This window comes from Variovorax sp. P4_B11 (assembly GCF_056402355.1).
On sequence record NZ_JBFUHO010000007.1, the window covers coordinates 19,370 to 38,171 of the forward strand.

The 18,802-nt window shown below is 64.8% G+C and carries 18 protein-coding genes; 9 read left to right on the plus strand and 9 right to left on the minus strand.

The genetic code is table 11. The annotated features are described in order from the left end of the window. Window positions 1-7 precede the first annotated feature (7 nt). From AC1DYD_RS09355 to AC1DYD_RS09380, 6 genes are all read right to left on the minus strand, one after another. A complete protein-coding gene (locus tag AC1DYD_RS09355; protein WP_478172464.1) occupies window positions 8-838 on the minus strand; it encodes a crotonase/enoyl-CoA hydratase family protein in 831 nt (276 codons plus the stop codon). Between the two features lie 655 nt (window positions 839-1,493). After that, the gene (locus AC1DYD_RS09360; RefSeq protein ID WP_478112852.1) at window positions 1,494-2,771 is read right to left on the minus strand and encodes a hotdog family protein; all 1,278 of its coding nucleotides are present in this window, start codon (window positions 2,769-2,771) and stop codon (window positions 1,494-1,496) included. A gap of 35 nt (window positions 2,772-2,806) precedes the next feature. After that, a complete protein-coding gene (locus AC1DYD_RS09365; RefSeq protein ID WP_478172465.1) occupies window positions 2,807-3,637 on the minus strand; it encodes an enoyl-CoA hydratase-related protein in 831 nt (276 codons plus the stop codon). 37 nt (window positions 3,638-3,674) lie between these two features. Further along, window positions 3,675-5,153: an MFS transporter gene (locus tag AC1DYD_RS09370; protein ID WP_478172466.1), complete on the minus strand. Its 1,479-nt coding sequence runs from the start codon at window positions 5,151-5,153 to the stop codon at window positions 3,675-3,677. Window positions 5,154-5,184: 31 nt separating this feature from the next. Further along, complete coding sequence (locus tag AC1DYD_RS09375; RefSeq protein ID WP_478172467.1) at window positions 5,185-5,943, minus strand: enoyl-CoA hydratase/isomerase family protein; 759 nt, start codon at window positions 5,941-5,943, stop codon at window positions 5,185-5,187. A 36-nt stretch (window positions 5,944-5,979) separates the two neighbouring features. Then, window positions 5,980-7,494, minus strand: a complete 1,515-nt coding sequence (locus AC1DYD_RS09380) for a class I adenylate-forming enzyme family protein (protein WP_478172468.1) — start codon at window positions 7,492-7,494, stop codon at window positions 5,980-5,982. 272 nt (window positions 7,495-7,766) lie between these two features. On the opposite strand from AC1DYD_RS09380, the gene AC1DYD_RS09385 reads away from it, so the two are divergent. From AC1DYD_RS09385 to AC1DYD_RS09425, 9 genes are read left to right on the plus strand one after another with little or no spacing between them, the layout of a single operon-like run. Then, a complete protein-coding gene (locus AC1DYD_RS09385; protein WP_478172469.1) occupies window positions 7,767-8,924 on the plus strand; it encodes an acyl-CoA dehydrogenase family protein in 1,158 nt (385 codons plus the stop codon). A 34-nt stretch (window positions 8,925-8,958) separates the two neighbouring features. Next, window positions 8,959-9,990: an acyl-CoA dehydrogenase family protein gene (locus AC1DYD_RS09390; protein WP_478172470.1), complete on the plus strand. Its 1,032-nt coding sequence runs from the start codon at window positions 8,959-8,961 to the stop codon at window positions 9,988-9,990. A 15-nt stretch (window positions 9,991-10,005) separates the two neighbouring features. Then, entirely contained in the window at window positions 10,006-10,791 is a 786-nt protein-coding gene (paaG, locus tag AC1DYD_RS09395) for a 2-(1,2-epoxy-1,2-dihydrophenyl)acetyl-CoA isomerase PaaG (RefSeq protein ID WP_478172617.1), read from the plus strand. Window positions 10,792-10,806: 15 nt separating this feature from the next. Then, a complete protein-coding gene (locus AC1DYD_RS09400; RefSeq protein WP_478172618.1) occupies window positions 10,807-11,805 on the plus strand; it encodes an NAD(P)H-dependent flavin oxidoreductase in 999 nt (332 codons plus the stop codon). Next, complete coding sequence (locus tag AC1DYD_RS09405) at window positions 11,802-12,230, plus strand: Zn-ribbon domain-containing OB-fold protein (protein ID WP_478172471.1); 429 nt, start codon at window positions 11,802-11,804, stop codon at window positions 12,228-12,230. Before AC1DYD_RS09400 ends, AC1DYD_RS09405 begins: the two co-directional genes overlap by 4 nt. After that, window positions 12,227-13,888: an ATP-dependent acyl-CoA ligase gene (locus tag AC1DYD_RS09410; protein WP_478172472.1), complete on the plus strand. Its 1,662-nt coding sequence runs from the start codon at window positions 12,227-12,229 to the stop codon at window positions 13,886-13,888. The genes AC1DYD_RS09405 and AC1DYD_RS09410 overlap by 4 nt, the downstream gene beginning before the upstream one ends. Before the next feature lie 8 nt (window positions 13,889-13,896). After that, window positions 13,897-15,168, plus strand: coding sequence for an NAD(P)/FAD-dependent oxidoreductase (locus AC1DYD_RS09415; RefSeq protein WP_478172473.1), 1,272 nt, complete (start codon window positions 13,897-13,899; stop codon window positions 15,166-15,168). A gap of 24 nt (window positions 15,169-15,192) precedes the next feature. Next, window positions 15,193-15,513 (plus strand): 2Fe-2S iron-sulfur cluster-binding protein, encoded by a 321-nt coding sequence (locus AC1DYD_RS09420; RefSeq protein ID WP_478172474.1) that lies wholly within the window; start codon window positions 15,193-15,195, stop codon window positions 15,511-15,513. A 14-nt stretch (window positions 15,514-15,527) separates the two neighbouring features. After that, complete coding sequence (locus AC1DYD_RS09425) at window positions 15,528-15,743, plus strand: ferredoxin (RefSeq protein WP_478116072.1); 216 nt, start codon at window positions 15,528-15,530, stop codon at window positions 15,741-15,743. Window positions 15,744-15,948: 205 nt separating this feature from the next. Here the strand turns inward: AC1DYD_RS09425 and AC1DYD_RS09430 are convergent, their stop codons facing one another. The 3 genes from AC1DYD_RS09430 to AC1DYD_RS09440 all read right to left on the minus strand — a co-directional run bounded on the left by AC1DYD_RS09430 (window position 15,949) and on the right by AC1DYD_RS09440 (window position 18,794). Next, window positions 15,949-16,269 (minus strand): hypothetical protein, encoded by a 321-nt coding sequence (locus AC1DYD_RS09430; RefSeq protein WP_478172475.1) that lies wholly within the window; start codon window positions 16,267-16,269, stop codon window positions 15,949-15,951. Window positions 16,270-16,989: 720 nt separating this feature from the next. Next, on the minus strand, window positions 16,990-17,892 hold the full coding sequence (locus tag AC1DYD_RS09435; RefSeq protein ID WP_478172476.1) for an SDR family NAD(P)-dependent oxidoreductase: 903 nt from the start codon (window positions 17,890-17,892) through the stop codon (window positions 16,990-16,992). 32 nt (window positions 17,893-17,924) lie between these two features. Continuing rightward, on the minus strand, window positions 17,925-18,794 hold the full coding sequence (locus AC1DYD_RS09440) for a MaoC/PaaZ C-terminal domain-containing protein (protein WP_478172477.1): 870 nt from the start codon (window positions 18,792-18,794) through the stop codon (window positions 17,925-17,927). Window positions 18,795-18,802: the final 8 nt, after the last annotated feature.

Here is an 18,802-nt window from a genome sequence, read left to right on the forward strand (position 1 = left end):
TCTTGGATCAGCGGCCCTTGAAAGCAGGCTTGCGTTTTTCGAGCACCGCGTCAATGCCTTCTCGGTGGTCTTCGGTGAGATGGCACAGACCCTGGGCTGCGGCCGAGAACTCCATCACCGCCGCATAGGAGCTGTCGCGCCCTTGACGCAGCAGACCCTTGGCCATGCGCAGGGCATGTGGCGGTTGCGCGGCGATGCGCTCGGCCATCGCGATCGCCTCCTCAAGCAGGCGCTCATGCGGGACCACACGGCTCACCAGACCCCACTCGGCAGCGGTCTGCGCATCGATCACATCACCGGTGTAGAGCATCTCCGAAGCCCGGCTGAAGCCCACGACACGCTGCAGCAGCCAGGCGCCGCCATCTCCGGGAATCAAGCCCACCTTGAGGAATGTGACGCCGAAGCGTGCCTGCTCGGAAGCGATGCGCACGTCGGCCAGGCAGGCAATGTCGCAGCCCAGGCCGATGGCCGGCCCGTTGACGGCCGCAACCAGGGGAATCTCCATCTCGTAGAAGGCCCGGCTGAGCATGTGGATTTCACGCCGGTACTTCTCGCGAATGGCCGTGCCGCCGCCGCCGAAGGCACCCTCGCCAGCGCGCATGGCCTTGAGATCGCCGCCCGCGGAAAAGGAGCGGCCCGCACCCGTGAGCACCGCGCAGCGGATCGCCGGGTCACTCCCAACCTGCTCGCAAACCTTGCGGATGGTCTCGCCATCGCCGATCGAGCCCAAGGCATTCATCATTTCCGGGCGGTTCAGGGTAAGCACCGCAACGGCGCCTTTGATTTCAAGTTGAAGCAGTGGCATAGTCATATAAAAATGATGAAGTGTCAATTTCATGCCATTCTGAAGCGCGATGAAAAACAAAGCAACTATGGTCGTCCCTGAATCTCTTGCCTCTGCTGCATCCGCTGCACCTGGGCGGCCACATCCGCAGTTGGAAATACTCATCACGCCTGAGGTCAGGCACATCGACAAGTTTGAAGACCCTGAGCAGTGTGCGAGGGCACCGGCGTGGGCGAGCGGGCCCATCTGCGATCGCTCGCCCCAACCAGTCAACGCATATTCGAGGACATCTGATCTGCGCCGTGCTGCGCAATGAAGACCCACACGACTTCGTCCGGTGCCTGCAGCCATGGTCATCACTAGCGTGGTCGCGCGGGAGACGGTGCGCCGTAAGGCGCCTCGAAACAGCCTGCGCAACCTCGCCGCGCACTTCACACCACTTCCCATGTATTGCCGTGAGGACCAGTGCAGCAAGATGTGTACAGCCTCCATCCCCTACCACGCACGCCGCGCTGGTGATCGTGCCACCAGCGGCCAGAACCTCGGCAACAACTCGGTTCACCGCGTCCGCGCTGGAGACATCGACCACCAAGACTATGCGCAGCGTGGTGGGCGCAGCATCAAAGAATTCAGTGCCACAGCAAAGCGACGGCGCCAAGAACCCCACCGTGAGATGGCCGTGGTCTTGGCGCCCTCTGCTGTGAACGCTTCACCGCGGCGCTCTAACACGGTCCGCCGCCGATTGCAGCATGCGCGCGCCGCGACGAAGGTCAGCCATCGGTGGTGTGGGCAGTAAGGCCGCGCCGCTGGTGTGGCTGGGCAGAATCACCGTGGCAGTGCCGGGCACGGTGACTTCGCCACGCTGGTTGGTGCCGGCAAGCTGCAGTTCCACCACGTGGTGTTCGCCCTCCACCCGCTTGTCGATCACGGTGCCCGAACAGATGGTCGCATCGCCCATGAAATTGAAGGCGCGGGATTGGCAATTCAGCTTCCACAGCCAGGCGTCGTCGCCCATCCAGTTGGCCACCAGATGGATCAACCAGCTAGTGCGCATCTGGCCATAGTCGTAGGAGGTGGGCAGGCCCAGTTCCTGTGCGCGGTCGTGATCCCAGTGCACGCGCTGCACGACGTCGGGTACGCCAAAACGATCGGGCACGAAGAAGGCAGGCATGCGCTGGCGCTGCGCCCAGTTGTAGCGCAAAGGGCCGATGCCGCTGCTGCTCAGGCCCAGGCCCATGTGCATGGAGATCACGTCCACCATGGTGAGCGGCCCTTTGGCCACGGGGGTGAGGGTGTCACCGACCGACACGTCTTCCCACCAGCGCTTCTCGACACCGCGCCGCTGTTCGCCGGCATAGACCTCGTCGATGCGTGCGATGTCGTCCTGCGTGTAGGTCTGACGCTCGATTTTGGCATAGCGGCCGGCCTTCTTGCTGCCCTCGCGCTCTGCGCTGAGGTAGCTTTCCTCGCGGCGGCCCACGGGCAGGCCAGCGCGGTCGATCCACAGATCGCTATAGACCTCGGTCACCGACACACCTCCGCTGAAGGAGGACTTCTCGTTGACCTTTACATCCGAGGTGAAGCGCTCGACGTAGAACTGCTCGTCCGGGTAGATCGGGCGCCACCATGTCCATTCAACGCCGGTGTAGTACTTGCCGACGCCACGGAACAGGCCCTTGAACAGGGCCTTCTGCTCGGGCGATGCCTTGGGCGTGAGGTTGGTGCCAGTGGAGTGCAGGAACAGCGGATACCCGATCTGGTCGCGCCAGCGGGTCTTGCCGCCTTGCTCGCGGTCGTGCCACAGGGGGTTGTCGTCGCCGCAGGCCCAAGCAAAATGGCTCAGCACGTCGGAGGAAGTCCGGCTGTTGTAAGGCTTGTTGAAGGCGAACTTTGGCACGCCGATCTGTTGCTTAGCACGCTCGATGTCTTCGGATGTGATGCGGCCGGCGCTGTCGCTGGGGCTGGCAGAGGTGTCGTTGCTGTCCATGGTTGGGTGTCCTGATGAGTAAAGAGTGTGGCGGCTCAGATGCCGCTGAATCGGGGAGCGCGCTTTTCGCGGAAGGCGAGCGCAGCTTCCTTGATGTCCTGCGTGCGGCCGCAACGCGCCATGCCGTAGGCCTCGGCGTCGAGCACTTCCTCCAGCGACGCATGGGTAGCGAGGGCGATGTGGCGCTTCATGTAGCGCAGCGCAACGCCGGGCCCTTCGGCCAGGCGGGTGGCCAGCGCCAGCGTGGTCTCGGCCAGGCTTTCGGGTGACTCGATGCGGTTGAGCAAACCGAGGGTCAATGCTTGCTGTGCATCGATCTTGTCGGCCAGGTACATCAGCTCCAGGGCCTTGGCTGGGCCGACCAGCTGCGTGAGGAACCAGCTGATGCCCAGATCGCCGGACAGGGCCACATTGGCGTAGGCCGTACGCAGGACGGCATCATTGGCCGCGATGCGCAAGTCGCAAGCCAGCGCCAGAGCGAGCCCGGCACCGGCCGCCGCACCGTTGATCATGGCGATTGTCGGCTTGGGCATCTGATGCAGCAGACGCGCGGTCTCGGCGTGATGACGCAACTCATCGGCGCGCTCTTCCAGGCCGAGGCGCTCGGCGCCGCGCCGGCCGCCACTGTTCATGTCGCCCCCTGAGCAGAAAGCCCGCCCGGCACCGGTAAGCACCAGCGCCGTGACACTGCGATCATGCGCGGCTGCCTCGACGGCCGCGCGCAGTTGCGCGTGCAGTTCGGGCGTGAGGGCGTTGAGCCGCTCGGGCCGGTTCAGCGTCAAGAACAGCACCTTGCCTTCGCGGCGTGAGAACAGTACGTGCGCCTCGTTGGTACTGGCGTCGGCTTCAGTGGTAGCTTCGGTCATGCGGGTTCTCTTCGATATGGTGTTGGGGCGGGCCGGGTCAGACCGAGCCGCGCATGTGCTGACCCTCGTTCGGGGTCAGGCGCGCGTAGATAGGCACGGTAAGCAAGGCAAACACGCCCAACACTAGGAAAGGCGCGGCAAAGCTTGACAGGGTCATGCCATCGGATGAGGACCATGCCARGGTAATGCCCGCCAGGCTGACACCCATGCTCAGGCCCAGTTGTTGGATCACGGTGGACAGCGTCGAGGCCCTGCTCACCTCCCCTGGCGACACCTCGGCATAGGTCAGCGGCGAGGCTGCCACGAAATGACTGGCTCGAGCAAAGCCGAGCACCAGCAGGGTTGCGCCGATCATCCACACCGGCGTGGCTGGTTTGAATAAGGCGGGCACTGCAGTGAAAACTGCCGCAGCAAGGCCGGTGACAATCAAGGTCGCGCGAAAGCCCACGTGGCGCACCGCTAGTGCGCCACCGAAACGAGCCACCGCCGAACCCACCATCATGCAGACCATCACCGAACCGGCCTGCAAGGGCGTCCATCCCAGGCCCACCTGCAGCAGCATCGGCACCAGATACGGCGTGGCACCGAAGCCCAGGCGCAGCACCGTGGCGCCGAGCATGCTGGTGCCAAAGGTGCGCCGGCCCAGGAGGCTCAGGTCCAGCACGGGCCGATCCATCCGGCGTGCATGGAACACGAAGGCCACCGCGCAGGCCACCGCCACCAAGGCCAATCCGAGTGCCCAAGGCCAGGGCACGATGGCGGTACCCGACACCTCGGCCAGGCAGACGAAAGCGATGATCGCGCCGCCGGCCAGCAGGAAGCCGCGCAGGTCGAAACGCCCGGGATGGGGGTGGCGCAGCCGCGGTACCAAGCGCAATACGGCCCACACGCCGATTAGGCCCACAGGCAGGTTGATGAAGAAAATCCAGCGCCAGCTGGCGACATTCAGCAGCAGACCGGCCAGCGGCGGACCCAGCAGCGGCCCGATGATCGCCGGAATGGTAAAGGCATTGAGTGCCTTGACCAGACCTTCTCGCGGCGTCGAGGCCACGACGATGAGCCGTGCGACAGGCGTCATCATCGCGCCGCCGAAACCCTGGATCACGCGCCCCGCCACCAACTCCGGCACGGAGCTTGAAAGCCCGCAGCATATGGAGCCGAGCAGATAGATCTTTAGTGCATTGACGAAGACACGGCGCGCGCCGAAACGGTCGGCGAGCCAGCCGCTGGCCGAGACGAACACCGCCATCGTCAGCAGGTAGGCGGTCAGCGCCAGCTTGAGGTCCAGGATGTCGGCATGGAACTCCCTCGCGAGCGTCGGAAGGGCCGTGCCCAGCGCCGCCGAGTCCAGCAGGTCCATGAACAGGGCGCTGGCTAGCGCCACAGGAAGCCAGCGGGACACCAAGGGCGCGGCGTCCTCCAGATGCACGGTGCTTCCGGCCTTTTCCAGCCCGGCTTCTCCAGCCGGATGAACAAGGTCCTCGGCGCCGTCGTCAGGCATCTGGCCGGGCTTCATGCCAAGCTCCGCTGCAGGCCCTGGCGCCTGATCAGCGCAACACCCATTCGCCTCCCTTGACAGTGTCGGGCTTGATCTCGGTCGCGATGGGCTTGCCGATCTGGATGTACTTCAAGGCATTGCTCACGGCCTGAGCGCGGGGCAGGCTCTGCGCTTCCCAGATGGCTCGGATGGAGCCCTGCACCGCGACGGGGTGACGTGACGCGATCTGCGCGGCCAACTCCGCGGCGCGGGCCCAAAGCTTCTCGGGTGAGGTCACTTCAGTGACCAGGCTGATACGCAAGGCCGTCTGCGCGCTGATACGCTCGGCATCCGCCAGCAGCACCATCCGGGTGATCTCCTGCAGCGGAATCCGTCCCATCGAGCCGATCGGCTCCACCGCCGATATCTTGCCGAACTTCAAGTGCGGGTCGAAGAAGGTGGCGTCATCGGAGCAGATGGCGATGTCGGCCTCGTTGAGCCAATAGAAGGCGCCACCGGCGGCCATGCCGTGCACGGCCACGATCAGCGGCTTCCAAACCTTGTTGCTCTTGGGGCCAAGCCATTCGCCCGGGTCATCTTGGTCAAAGGGAGCATCCTCTTCGCCCGGCGCACGCCAACCTTCCTTCACGTCGACACCGGAACAGAAGGCCCGCCCGGGCGCAGCACGCAGCACGCAGACCCGCACCGCCGGGTCGGTCCGCAGCTCGCCCCATAGCCGGCGGAACTCCAGGACCATAGTCCGGTTGAAGCAGTTGAGCTTGTCGGGTCGGTTCAGGGTGATGGTGGCCACGCCGTCGACGATGTCCACCAAGAGGGTCGAATAGCTAGTCATCTTGTCTCCGTTCTAGAAACCCAGGAGTTTCTTCAACTCGGGTCGGCTCACCTTCATCGAGGCGGTGCGGGGCAACTCGGCGATGAAGTGAAAGGTCTTGGGAATCATGTAAGCCGTCAGGTGCTCGCGCGCGAAGTTCTCGAGCGCCTTGACATCGGGCGGCACTTCGCCGGGCTTCATCTCGATGGCGGCCACCGGCACCTGGCCGAGGCGGGCATCTGGCGCGCCTACCACGGCCACATCGCGCACGCCGGGATAACGGCGCAGGACATCGGCCACTTCGTCGGGCAAGATCTTGAAGCCGCCGCGGTTGATGGCGTCGTCTGCCCGGCCATGCAGGAATAGGAAGCCGTCCTCGTCAATCAGCGCCAGGTCATTGGTCTTGAACCAGTCGGGACCGAAGCGATCGCACTTGATGTGCAGAATGCCGATCTGCCCGGCGGGCAAGACCTTGCCTGATTCGGGCGACACCACCCGCAGGAACACATCCGAACGCGGGCGGCCCACGCTGCGGCGCTTGTCTTTCGAGAAAGCCTTGTGGTCGGCCAGCGTCCAGCCCGCCACGCCGCCGATGAACTCGGCCGCACCGTAGTCAACGAGGATAGGCACGCCATAGCGGGCCTCGAAGGCCTCCTGCACCTGCGGGTCCAGTGGTGCCGTGCCGGAACGGATACCGCGCAGCGACTTCAGCCATTCCGGCGGGATCTGTTCCTCCATGATCATCTGGATCATGGCGGGCACAAGGCTGGCAGACTTCGGCTGGTAGCGGTGCACCGCCTGTGCCCAGTCCTGCGCGACGAACTTCTCGAACAGCACCACCGGACGGGCCTGGTACAGAGCCAGCAGCAGGCCGAACAGTCCGCCGGCATGGCTGAAGGGCTTGAACAGGAGGGCGGGCGAGGTCTTCAGGCGCAAGGGCCCATCCGCACCACTGCTCTTTTGCTCTCCAGAACGCAGCGAAGGCAGAAGCACGTCTTCCATCACGGGAATGCGCTTGGGCGCGCCGGTCGTGCCGCTGGTCAAGCGCTCCAGCACGTAACCGGGCATGGGCGCGCGGTGGGGCGGCGGGCCGACCTGGGTCAAGCCTGGCACTACGGCCACCTGCAGAGCCTTGTCGCCGGTCACCGCAAAGCCGGCGCTGCCGGCGGCTGCGGCCGCTTCGACCACGCCGGGCATGGCCCAGTCGTCCGCATCGCCGACGACCGCTTGAAGGCGCTGCGCACCCAGCTCCTCGCAGAACGCGGCCGGCGCTTGGTTCGGACGAAGCGGCACCACCATGCGGCCGTACCTCACCAGCGAAGCGAAAGCCGCCACCGACGCCGCCCGGTTGCGCGCCACCCAGCCCACGGGCGCCGAGCGGTCGACGCCCGCACGCACCAGCAGTGCTTCGAGTTCGTCACCCGCCGCCGCCAAGACGCCCCAGGTAAAGGAGCCCGCGGCGGTCTCAACCGCTACTGCCTTGGGATTCAGAAAAAGAACCTCAGCGAGATGCGCCCGCAAGCCTGCGGTCGTGGACATGTCTGACATGGAGTGATCCGGTGAAACCCTCTCGGGCAGCCAGGACAGGCGCCCCGTCGAGCACGCCCATCCACTTGATTCCCCATCATGGTAATTTACATTGTGTCAGTTTTCAATAGCCTTCAGCGACTTTTCTAGCTCGTAAATTTGCTACATACAAACCCGAATTATTGACAAATCGCAGCTTTTTTCTGGTATCTTTGGAACTGATAGATCATCAACTTTCAAAACGCTAGGCCTTCCTGGCGAGCATTCCTAGAGACCGAACACTCGGAGCCAGCATGGATCTCCACTTCACCCAAGAAGACAAGGTATTCCGCGAAGACGCCCGCGCCTGGTTGCGGCACAACCTCCCAAAGGAACGCCGCCCCCACGCAGGAGAGCCGCTGCGCGCCTATGACACCGGCTGGCAGCGCAAGCAATTCGAAGGCGGCTGGGCCGGTGTGTCCTGGCCCAAGGAATACGGAGGCCTGGGCCTTTCCCTGGTGCGCCAGCTGATCTGGTACGAGGAGTACGCACGCGCCGGCGCGCCGGACAACCACCTCTGCTTCGTGGCCCTCAACCATGGCGGCCCGACGCTCATCGCGCGCGGTACCGAGGAACAGAAGCGCTTCCATCTGCCCAAGATCCTGCAAGGAGAGGTGGTGTGGTGCCAGGGCTTTTCCGAGCCCAACGCCGGCTCCGACCTGGCCAGTCTGCGCACTCGCGCCCACATCGAGGGCGACCACCTGGTGGTCAACGGCTCCAAGATCTGGACCAGCCACGGTCATCTGTCCGACTGGCAGGAGCTGCTTGTGCGCACCGACCCCAACGCGCCCAAGCACAAAGGCATCAGCTGGGTGATCTGCGACATGAAGACCCCGGGCATCACGCTGCGGCCGATCGAGATCATGACCTCGCCGAACCAGGTGCATTTCGTCCAGTGCTTCTATGACGAGGTGCGCATTCCGCTGAGCAATGTGGTGGGCGAAATCAACGACGGCTGGAACGTCGCGATGTCCACCCTCGGTTTCGAGCGCGGCACTGCCCAGATCAAGGACCAGATCCGCTACGCCTTCCTGGTGGAGCAGATGATCGAGGAGGCCCGCAAGCGCCTGGGCTCAGACAGCCCGCTCTCGCGCGACGAACTCGGCGCGCGCCTGGCCCAATTGCGCGCCGACATGGCGGCAGCCCGCGCCATGACTTATATGGTGGTGTCGCGCGCCGAAGCCGGCCTGCAGGGATCGGAGAGTTCCATGATGCGTGCCATGGTCGGCGAAGTACAGCAACGCGCCCGCCGCCTCGCGCTCGACGTATTGGGCCCCGACGTGCTCGAGAACCGTGAAGACCACGACTGGGTGTACTACTACCTGCGGTCCTTCTCCATCACGATCGCCGCCGGCACCGCGCAGATCCAGCGAAACATCATCGGCGAGCGCGTGCTCGGCCTGCCGCGCTGAAGCGCCGCCCACCCAGAAAGTCAAGGAGCGAAGCTTGAACCTGCTGCCTTCCGCCGACCAGACCGAAATCATCGACACGCTGCGCGCGTTCCTGTCGGAACAAGCCGCCGTCGCTCGATTCCGTCCACCGGCACCCCAGATCGGCAATCTCGATCACCAATACTGGCCCAGGCTCGGCGAGCTGGGTTTTCTCGGCGTGGCCATCGGCGAGGACCAGGGCGGCATCGGCCTGAGCGCCGCCGAGGACATGCTGGCCCACAGGGAGTTCGGGCGTCACCTGCTGTCTCCCGCTGTCATGGGTCTGACCCTGGGCGCCCAGCTCGCGGCCGCCTGCGGCGAGTCCGAGCTCCTGGGCCAGCTGATCGCCGGCGAGATCCGGGTCGGTCTGGCCACGCCACGCGGCCCGGTGAAAATCGGCTGGGAGTGCCAGGGCGGATTCCACCTCCTCGACGGGCACGACGCCGCCTGGCTGCTCTGCTGCTGCGAGCAAGGCACGGCCTTGCTGCGGCGCGAAGACTTCAGCGGCATCGAAGACGTGCTGGGCACCGACAACGTACTGCGCCTGGAGCGCGCCTCGCTCAAGGGCGCCAAACCCGCGCTGTGGCTCGATGCCCACGAGAACACGATCTACCAGCGCGCGCTACTGATGGCCGCGGCCTACGCGGTGGGCATGGCCGAGGCCACGCGCGACATGGCTGTTGAATACGCCAAAGTGCGCGAGCAGTTCGGCAAGCCGATCGGCTCCTTCCAGGCCGTCAAGCACATCTGTGCGGACATGGCCATCCGCGCGGAGTCGGCCTTGTGCCAGCTCACGATGGCGGCCCTGGTGATGGCCGAGCAACATCCGGGGTTGGATTTTCAGATCTGCTCCGCCAAGCTTGTGGCCACGAAGGCCGCCCTGGAGAACGCCGCGCAGAACATCCAGGTCCACGGCGCCTTCGGCTTCACCTCCGAAGCCGACGCGCACCTGTACCTCAAGCGCAGCCATGTGATCGACCAGTTCGCCGGCGACCTGCGCCGCCAGCGCGAACGACTGATCGATCTGCCCTTCCCTGATGCGGACTGAACGATGACAACGATGATGGACCTGCAAGCTACGCAGTTCAGCGTGGAAGCCGGCATCGCGCGCCTCACACTGGCGCGTCCCGAGCAGTTGAACGCCTTCACCGTGCGCATGCATGCAGAGTTCGCCCAAGCCCTCGATCGAGTGGAAAGCGATCGCAGCGTCCGCGTGCTGCTGATCACCGGCGCAGGCCGGGCTTTCTGCGCCGGGCAGGATCTGGGCGAGCGCAATGTCGAAGCCGGCCCCCTTGACCTGGGCGCCAATATCGAGAAGTACTACAACCCGCTGGTCCGTAGGCTCGCCGCCCTGCCGGTGCCCGTGGTATGCGCCGTCAACGGCGTGGCCGCAGGCGCCGGGGTGAACCTGGCACTGGCCTGCGACATCGCAATAGCCCGGCAGGGCGCGAAATTCGTCCAGGCCTTCTCCGCCATCGGCTTGGTGCCTGACGCTGGCGGTACCTGGCATCTGCCCCGCGCCATCGGCCAGACCCGAGCCCTGGGTTTTGCCCTCACCGGCGAGCCAATTAGCGCCGAGCGCGCTGAGGCCTGGGGCATGATCTGGAAGGCTGTGCCGGACGATCACTTTGAAGCCGAGGTCGAAGCCCTGGTCCACCGCTTGGCCGCCGGCCCCACGCGCGGGCTCGCCAATGCCAAACGGGCCATCCGTCTTGCCGCTACGTCCACCCTCGACGAGCAACTCGACCGCGAACGCGACCTGCAACGTGACAGCGGCCTGACCGACGACTATCGCGAAGGCGTCAGCGCCTTCAAGCAAAAGCGCGCCCCGCACTTCACAGGGACCTGAGCGATGCTCCATCCGATCAGAACCCGCGTCACCGAATTGCTGGGCATCGAGGTGCCGATCATCCAGGGTGGCATGCAATGGGTGGGCCGTGCCGAGCTGGCCGCCGCCGTGTCCAACGCCGGGGGGCTGGGCATGCTGACCGCGCTCACCCAGCCCGCGCCTGACGACCTGCGCCGCGAGATCGCCCGTTGCCGCACGATGACGGACAAGCCTTTCGGCGTGAACCTGACGATCCTGCCGGCCGTCACGCCGCCGCCGTATGAGGCCTACATCGACGCGATCATCGAGTCGGGCGTGCGCATTATCGAGACCGCGGGCAACAACCCGAAGACCTTCATCGAGCGCTTCAAGCAGGCGGGCGTCGTCACCATCCACAAGTGCACCAGCGTCCGCCATGCTCTCTCGGCGGAACGCCACGGCGTGGACATCGTGTCGATCGACGGGTTTGAATGCGCCGGCCATCCGGGCGAGGACGACATCCCCGGCCTGGTGCTGATCCCCATCGCCGCCAAGGCACTGCGCATTCCCATCATTGCCTCGGGAGGTATCGGAGACGGACGCGGCATGGCCGCTGCGCTAGCGCTGGGCGCGGAAGGGGTGAACATGGGCACGCGCTTCGTGTGCACTCAGGAAGCGCCGGTGCACCCCGTCAACAAGCAGGCCCTGGTGGCCCGCAGCGAACGCGACACAAACTTGATCTTCCGCACCCTGCACAACACGGCGCGAGTATTGAAGAACCGCGTGTCCGACGAAGTGGTGGCCACCGAACGCCGCCCAGGCGGCTGCGAGTTCGCCGATGTCCGTGCCCTGGTGATCGGCGCGCGCGGACGGTCCGCGTGGGAGAGCGGCGACATCGACGGCGGCGTGCTGACCGCAGGCATGGTGCTGGGTCTGATCGATGACGTGCCCAGCTGCGCCGAGTTGATCGAGCGCATGGCCCACGAGTGCCACGGGCATCTGCAGCGCGCTTTGTCCTTCATGCAGGCACCGGCGGTTTCGGAAGTGAACGCATGAATCCCTCGATCGAAGCCATCCCGCGTCGGCATCTTCCAGCGCTGACTCCGGAGAACAGCTTCTTCTGGCAGGCCGGCGAGTTCGGGCAATTGCGCTTCATGCGCTGCCCGGCCTGCAGTTTCTACGTTCACCCGCCGCTGCCGATTTGCCCGCAATGCCAGTCTCGCGAAGTGAAGCCGGAAGCAGTCTCGGGCGTCGCCACGGTAGCCAGCTACACCATCAACCGGCAGGTGTGGGAGCCGGGACTGGAGGCTCCCTATGTCATCGCGATCGTCGAGATCAACGAACAGCCCGCCGTGCGCCTGAGCACCAACATCGTCAACTGCCCCATTGAAGCGATCCACATCGGCATGCGCGTGCGCGTGGTGTTCGACCACCGTGAAGACGTTTGGCTCCCCCTATTCGAGCCGCTGGAGGCTGCATGAATTTTCCCCAACCCCATCCGAAGCAAATCCCCATGAAACAAACCCAAGAGTTTCCGGTCTGGCAGCCGGGCACGCAGGACACTGTCACCGCGGCGATCGCGCGATCCGCCGCCCAGTTCGCTGATCGCGTGTTCCTCGACTTCACCGGCGACAAGTACACCTACGCCGAGATCGACCGGGAGTCCAACCGGCTGGCCAACGGCCTGGCCAGCCTGGGCGTGAAAAAGGGCGACCGCGTGGGCACCGTGCTCGACAACAATGTGGAGGCCATACTCTGCTGGTTCGCGATCAACAAGCTAGGTGCCATCAGCGTGCCGGTGAACACCGCCTACAAGGGCGAGTTCCTGCGCCATCAGTTGGACGACTGCGGCGCCCAGGTGCTGATCGCCGAGGTCGACTATGCCAAACGCATCGTCGAAATCCAAGATGGACTACCCCAGGCGACGCGGCTGCTGCAACGCGGCGGCGTTCTGGTGCAAGCCCAGCGCCTTGAAGTCAGGGCCTTGAGCTCCGTATTCGGTGCCGCCGACCCCCTGCCCGAGGCAAACAAGCCCGAAGACCTGGCAATGCTGATCTACACGGCCGGCACGACGGGCCCGTCCAAGGGCTGCATGATCACCCACAACTACGTATGCAATCTGGGCCGTCAGGTCGTCCTGATGGAAGGTCGCGAGATCGACGACTGCAACTGGACCGCTCTGCCGCTATTCCACATGAACGCCACCGGCGGTTCGGTGCTCTCCTGCATGTTCGTCGGTGCGCGAGTGGCGATCTATCCGCGGTTCTCGGTCTCGCGCTTCTGGCCAGAGATCGAGCGCAGCGGCGCCACCGTGGCCAGCCTGCTAGGCTCGATGGTGACCTTTCTGGCCGAGGCGGAGGACAACGAATACTCCAAGCGCTGCTTCGGCCAACTGCACACCGTACGCGGATCGCCCTTCCCTGCCCCGCTGCAGGAGAAGTGGATCCGCCGATTTGGCGTCAAGACCGCCGGCTCCAACTCCTATGGCCTGACCGAAGCCGCGCGCGTGAGCACCCTGCCCGCCGGGGAAAATGCGCCCCCAGGCTCTTCGGGTCGCCGCAACGACGACTTCGATGTGCGGATCGTGGACGACAACGACCAGGAACTGCCACCGGGAACCCCAGGAGAAATCATCGTCCGCCCGCGCCGCGCCCACGTGATGTTCGAGGGCTACTGGAACCGCCCGGCCGACACACTGAAAGTGATGCGGAACATGTGGTTTCACACTGGCGACATCGGCAAGTTCGACGAGAACGATTTTTTCTACTTCGTCGACCGCAAGAAAGACTACCTGCGCCGACGCGGCGAGAACATCTCCAGCTACGAGGTGGAGACCGGGCTGCGCGGCCATCCGGCCATTGCCGACGTGGCGGTGCATGCGGTGTTCTCGGAGTCGGGTGAAGACGATGTGAAGGCCACGGTGGTGCTGAAGGAAGGCCATGCGCTGACCGAAGAGCAGCTGTGTCGCTGGGCGGTGGATCGCCTGCCCTACTTCACCGTGCCACGCTTCTTTGAGTTCCGCAGTGACATGCCGCGCAATCCGGTCGGCCGGGTGCTCAAGTACGTGCTGCGCGAACAAGGTTGCACGCCGACCACCTGGGACCGCGACAGCGCGGGCTTCGAACTCGTCAAACGCTGAGGTGTGACATGTCCACCGATCCGCAAGCATCCGTCCTGATCATCGGCGCCGGCCAAGGCGGAGCCGAATGCGCCTTCACGCTGCGTCAGCTCGGCCACACCGGCCCGGTGCGGATCGTGGGCGAGGAGCCCGTCTATCCCTATCAGCGCCCGCCCCTTTCCAAGACCTACCTGGACGGCCAAGTCGACCTCGAGGGCTTGCTGGCCCGGCCCATCGCCGCCTACAAGCAGGCACAGATTGACGTCTCCATCGGCCTGCGTGCGGAGCGCTTGGACCGGGCCAGCAAGCAGGTGGTGTTGTCCGATGGCAGTACGGCCTCGTACGACCATCTGGTGCTAGCCACCGGCGGGCGGGCGCGACGGCTTCAATGCCCCGGCCTGGCGCCGGATGCTCACCTGCATAACCTGCACCACCTGCGCAGTGTGGCGGACGTGGATCACATCCGCCGTCAATTCCACAAAGGCGCGCGCCTGGTGCTGGTGGGTGGGGGCTATATCGGCCTAGAAGTCGCGGCCGTGGCCGCCAAGGCGGGCCTGCACGTCACCGTGCTCGAAGCCCTGCCGCGTGTCCTGGCCCGGGTGACGGCGCCCGAGTTGTCGGCCTTCTACGAAAGCGTGCATCGCGAGGCCGGCGTCGACATCCGCACAAGCACCAGCGTCGCCAGCATCGAGACCACGTCTTCCGACGATGCGGTCAGCGCCGTGCTCTGCGGCAACGGCACGCGCCTGCCCGTGGACCTTGTGATCGTCGGTATCGGCCTGATCCCCGGCACCGAACTGGCCCACGCCGCCGGCCTGGCCGTGGACAACGGCATCATGGTGGACCCGTTCACCCACACATCCGATCTCGACGTGCTGGCCATCGGCGATTGCGCCCGCTATCCCAGCAAACTCTACGACCGCCTGCTGCGCATCGAGTCGGTCCCCAACGCACTCGAACACGCGCGCACGGCAGCCGCAACGATCTGCGGCCAGCAACGTCCGCACGACCCAGTGCCCTGGTTCTGGTCAGACCAATACGAGCTGAAGCTGCAGATGGTCGGACTGTCCGAGGGCTATGACCGGCTGGTCCTGCGCGGCGACCCTGCGCGACGCTCCTTCACCGCCTTCTACCTGCGCCAGGGTCAGATGATTGCCGCCGACACCGTGAACCGGCCCCAGGAGTTCATGCAGTCCAAACGCCTGGTCGCACAGGGTGCAAGACTTGACCCCGAGGCCTTGGCCGACGACGCGATTCCCTTAAAGTCGATGATTGCTTCGGCAACACCATCAAGCGCATAAATCCATTCAATGGACAGACACATCATGCCCAAGATCACCTGGATCGAATTCAACAACACCACGCACGTCGTGGAAGAAGAGGTCGGTCGCTCACTCATGCAGGCTGCACTAGACCACCTCGTTCCCGGCATCGTGGCCGACTGCGGCGGCAGCTGCAGCTGTGCCACCTGCCATGGCTATATCGACCACGACTGGGTGTCGCGAGTGCCGGCCCCCGATGCCAACGAAACATCGATGCTCGAGTGCGTGCTCGACGGCGCCGAGAACAGCCGGCTGACCTGCCAGATCAAGATCACCCCCGAGCTCGACGGCCTGGTGGTGCGCCTGCCCAAGTCTCAGTTCTGATCAAGGGGCAGACAATGAAGATCATCGCCGACATCAAGAAATGCTGCGGTCATGCGCGGTGCGCCAACGTGGACGAAACCCTGTTCGTGCTGGATGACAACGGCTATATCGCGGTGAGCGAAATCATCGTGCCGCTTGGCCAGGAGACTCTGGGCCGGCGCGGCGCCCGCGCCTGCCCAGAGCGCGCGCTAACGATTGTGGAAGACGAAGCGCCCAAGCCTGGCGGCTAATGGGACTATTTGCACGACTCTTACGGATTTGCAGCCCCCACACCCAGGACTGGCAACTGATCAATACGCCAAGCGCCGCAAGAACGACCTGCAGGGGGCCGGTGTAGCGGTAGTGAGCAACTGCACATCGCCGATTCGATTCGCTGCGCCTGCGCCCTCATCGCCTTGGAACTCCGCGGCCCCTGCGCGCATCGAAGGTTGACGATTACGCCCTCGACAACGATGGCCTCGGCCGAGTGCTTGTTGAAAGCATCGCCGGCCCTGTGAAATGCATCTTCGCCAAGAAGATCAGGTGCTCTTCAGTGACGTCCTTGAACAGCACGCGCGGCGCGACGCCGGCGCGGTTCACTACGAGGTGCGTGATGAACGAGGCATTGGCGGTCTCGGCCGATTCCCCTGGGCGCACCTTGCGATCATCGCGGCGATCGCATTCGTTCGCGCCTTGGCACCGCGGGTGAGCGGCGTCAGGATCGGCGCAGGAGAGACCGCGTTTGACGCGCACGCCGCGCGCGGCGTTTTCGATCACGACCGAGCACAGGTCCGGCCCGGCACAGCGCGCTTGCTGGAGGTGTCAGCCGACCCAGGGCCCAAGTGTTCGTAGATCCAGGCGGTGTCGACCACTGCGCCGCCAACGGCTTTGGCGACGCGGCCCGACATTGCTCTCGGACTCGGACAGCGCGGCCCGCATGGCGAGCGGTTCCGCCCTGCTCGCGAACCCGATTGGCGAAAAGCTCGGCGTTGTCGCCCTGGGTGCCGCTCACCAGCACCTTGGCGCCCTTCAGCGCCAAGTGTCGCGCGATGGTTTCGCCCGTGCCTCCAACGGCACCAGAGGCTCACCGCTGCGCGAACGTGTCTGTCATGCGTTGCGCGGCGTCAGCGACGGCCGCCGGCCAAGAGGTCGCCGATCGAATGGGGCCAGGCCGGCGGGACCGCATAGTCAAGACGAGAAGACGGCCGGCTCTCAGGGCCTGCCATCGGGAACTCCTGGATCAGGGTCTGAACGGGATCAGTACCTGACACCAGAACCCCGCATGCCACAAGGACCAAGAGCACTAGGCCTCTTCGGGTTGCCGACCCTCTTGCGGTGCGATCGCGGCGTGCATGACTTGCATCGTGGTCCATGAGCGTGTCCCCTTTTCCTGTGAAAGATCCGTTCATAGCTGACGTTGTATCAGTTCTTTTAAGTTCTCGATCCCCAGGAAATCCCTGACTCACCCGCAAGAAAAATAGGTGGGCGCGCTGCGCCTCAGATCGGATCCCAGGGCGTGATCGCCATCGAGGGCACGTTGGCAAAGAAGCTCGGCTCCATGGCCGGCATCGCGTGCTCTTCGATGGTCTGCGGCGTCCAGCCTTCGCTGCGCTGCAGCGAGCGGAGGATGCGCGGCTGGCTGAAGAGGTAGATCTCGTTCGCGCGCACGCCGAAGATCTGGCCCGACACCTTGGCACCCGCATCGCTGGCCAGGTAGACCGCCAGCGGCGCGATCTTCGCGCTCTCCATCTTCTTGAGCTTCTCGATACGCGCGATGGCTTCGGGAGTGTCGGCCGGGATGTTGGCCGTCATCGCCGTCCAGGCCCAGGGCGCGATGCAGTTGGAGCGGACATTGAACTTGGCCATGTCCATCGCGATCGATTTCGACAGGCCGACGATGCCCATCTTCGCCGCCGAGTAGTTACTCTGGCCGACATTGCCGATGAGGCCGCTCGTCGAGGTCATGTGGATGTAGCTGCCGCTGGCCTGGCTCTTGAAATGTTGTGCTGCTGCACGGGCGACGAAGAAAGACCCGTTCAGGTGCACATCCACCACCGTCTTCCATTCCTCCGGACTCATGTTGAAGAATATGCGGTCGCGGGTCACGCCCGCGTTGTTGATCACGCAATCGACACGTCCAAAGGTGTCAAGTGCCGTCTGGATGATGCGGTTGGCCGAGTCCCACTCGGCGACGCTTTCCACCGCCGCCACGGCCTCACCGCCGGCCGTCTTGATCTCGTCTACCACCAACTGCGCCGCTGCCCGCCCATCGGCATTGCGTGCCATGTCGTTGACCACCACCTTCGCGCCATGCGCGGCGAAGGCCAGCGCGAAGTCACGTCCGATGCCTGCGCCCGCGCCGGTGATCACGACCACCTTGTCTTGCACCTTGCCTGTCATTTGATCTCCATCAGTGTTTTGTGAATTGGTCTTCAGGGCGCGATTTCCACGACACCCTGGTCCAGCACGACCACGTTGCGCTCATCCACCCGCGCACGCAGTCGCAGGAGCCGCTCGCTCTCGCGCCACAGCTGCACTTTCACGGTCTCGCCGGGATAGACCGGCGACGTGAAGCGCAGGCCCAGGGCGCACAGGCGCGTGGCGTCGTAGTCCAACTCGCTGCGCAGCACCGCATGGGCGGCCATGCCGTAGGTGGCCAGCCCGTGGAGGATGGGACGCGCAAAGCCGGCCCGGGCCGCCACACTGGGGTCGGCATGCAGCGGGTTGTCGTCGCCTGAGAGGCGGTAGATCAAGGCAGCCTGCGGCAGCGAGTGCATCTCCAACTCCACGTCTGCAGCGCGCTCCGGCATCTTTGGCAGCGCCTCCGGGGCGGGATCGGACATCCCGCTCGCGGCGCTGAAGCCGCCATCGCCCCGCAGCATGCTGAGGTTGCGGCTCTCGACCAGCAGTTCGCCGTCTTCGCTGCGGATCTCGCGCAGCACCACGCCGATGGCGCCCTTGCCTTCGCCCTTGTCGGTGAGGGAGTGCACGCGGTTGCTGACCACCACCGTGCCCGCCGTCGGCAGCGGGCGATGAAAACGCAGATGCTGCTCACCGTGGACCAGGCGCAGCGCATCAGCTCCAGTACGAGGGTCTTTCCACCAGGCGCCTGGCGCCCCCATCACGGCGGCCATGGTGGGCATGACCTGCAATCCGCCTTCATAGACGTAGCGCAGTTGCCGTGCATCGCAGGGATCGGCACCGATGCCGATACCCAGAGCGTAGAGCATGCAATCGCGTGCCGCATAACAGTAGCGCACATCGTCAAAAGCCCAGTTCTTGACGACTTGGTAATCGAGCATCGGAGAAC

Bases quoted from the DNA above. Each gene is read 5' to 3' on its own strand.
- AC1DYD_RS09355 (WP_478172464.1), bottom strand. From the start codon at position 838: ATGAAATTGACACTTCATCATTTTTATATGACTATGCCACTGCTTCAA.
- AC1DYD_RS09360 (WP_478112852.1), bottom strand. From the start codon at position 2,771: ATGGACAGCAACGACACCTCTGCCAGCCCCAGCGACAGCGCCGGCCGC.
- AC1DYD_RS09365 (WP_478172465.1), bottom strand. From the start codon at position 3,637: ATGACCGAAGCTACCACTGAAGCCGACGCCAGTACCAACGAGGCGCAC.
- AC1DYD_RS09380 (WP_478172468.1), bottom strand. From the start codon at position 7,494: ATGTCAGACATGTCCACGACCGCAGGCTTGCGGGCGCATCTCGCTGAG.
- AC1DYD_RS09385 (WP_478172469.1), top strand. From the start codon at position 7,767: ATGGATCTCCACTTCACCCAAGAAGACAAGGTATTCCGCGAAGACGCC.
- paaG (WP_478172617.1), top strand. From the start codon at position 10,006: ATGGACCTGCAAGCTACGCAGTTCAGCGTGGAAGCCGGCATCGCGCGC.
- AC1DYD_RS09405 (WP_478172471.1), top strand. From the start codon at position 11,802: ATGAATCCCTCGATCGAAGCCATCCCGCGTCGGCATCTTCCAGCGCTG.
- AC1DYD_RS09410 (WP_478172472.1), top strand. From the start codon at position 12,227: ATGAATTTTCCCCAACCCCATCCGAAGCAAATCCCCATGAAACAAACC.
- AC1DYD_RS09415 (WP_478172473.1), top strand. From the start codon at position 13,897: ATGTCCACCGATCCGCAAGCATCCGTCCTGATCATCGGCGCCGGCCAA.
- AC1DYD_RS09420 (WP_478172474.1), top strand. From the start codon at position 15,193: ATGCCCAAGATCACCTGGATCGAATTCAACAACACCACGCACGTCGTG.
- AC1DYD_RS09425 (WP_478116072.1), top strand. From the start codon at position 15,528: ATGAAGATCATCGCCGACATCAAGAAATGCTGCGGTCATGCGCGGTGC.
- AC1DYD_RS09435 (WP_478172476.1), bottom strand. From the start codon at position 17,892: ATGACAGGCAAGGTGCAAGACAAGGTGGTCGTGATCACCGGCGCGGGC.
- AC1DYD_RS09440 (WP_478172477.1), bottom strand. From the start codon at position 18,794: ATGCTCGATTACCAAGTCGTCAAGAACTGGGCTTTTGACGATGTGCGC.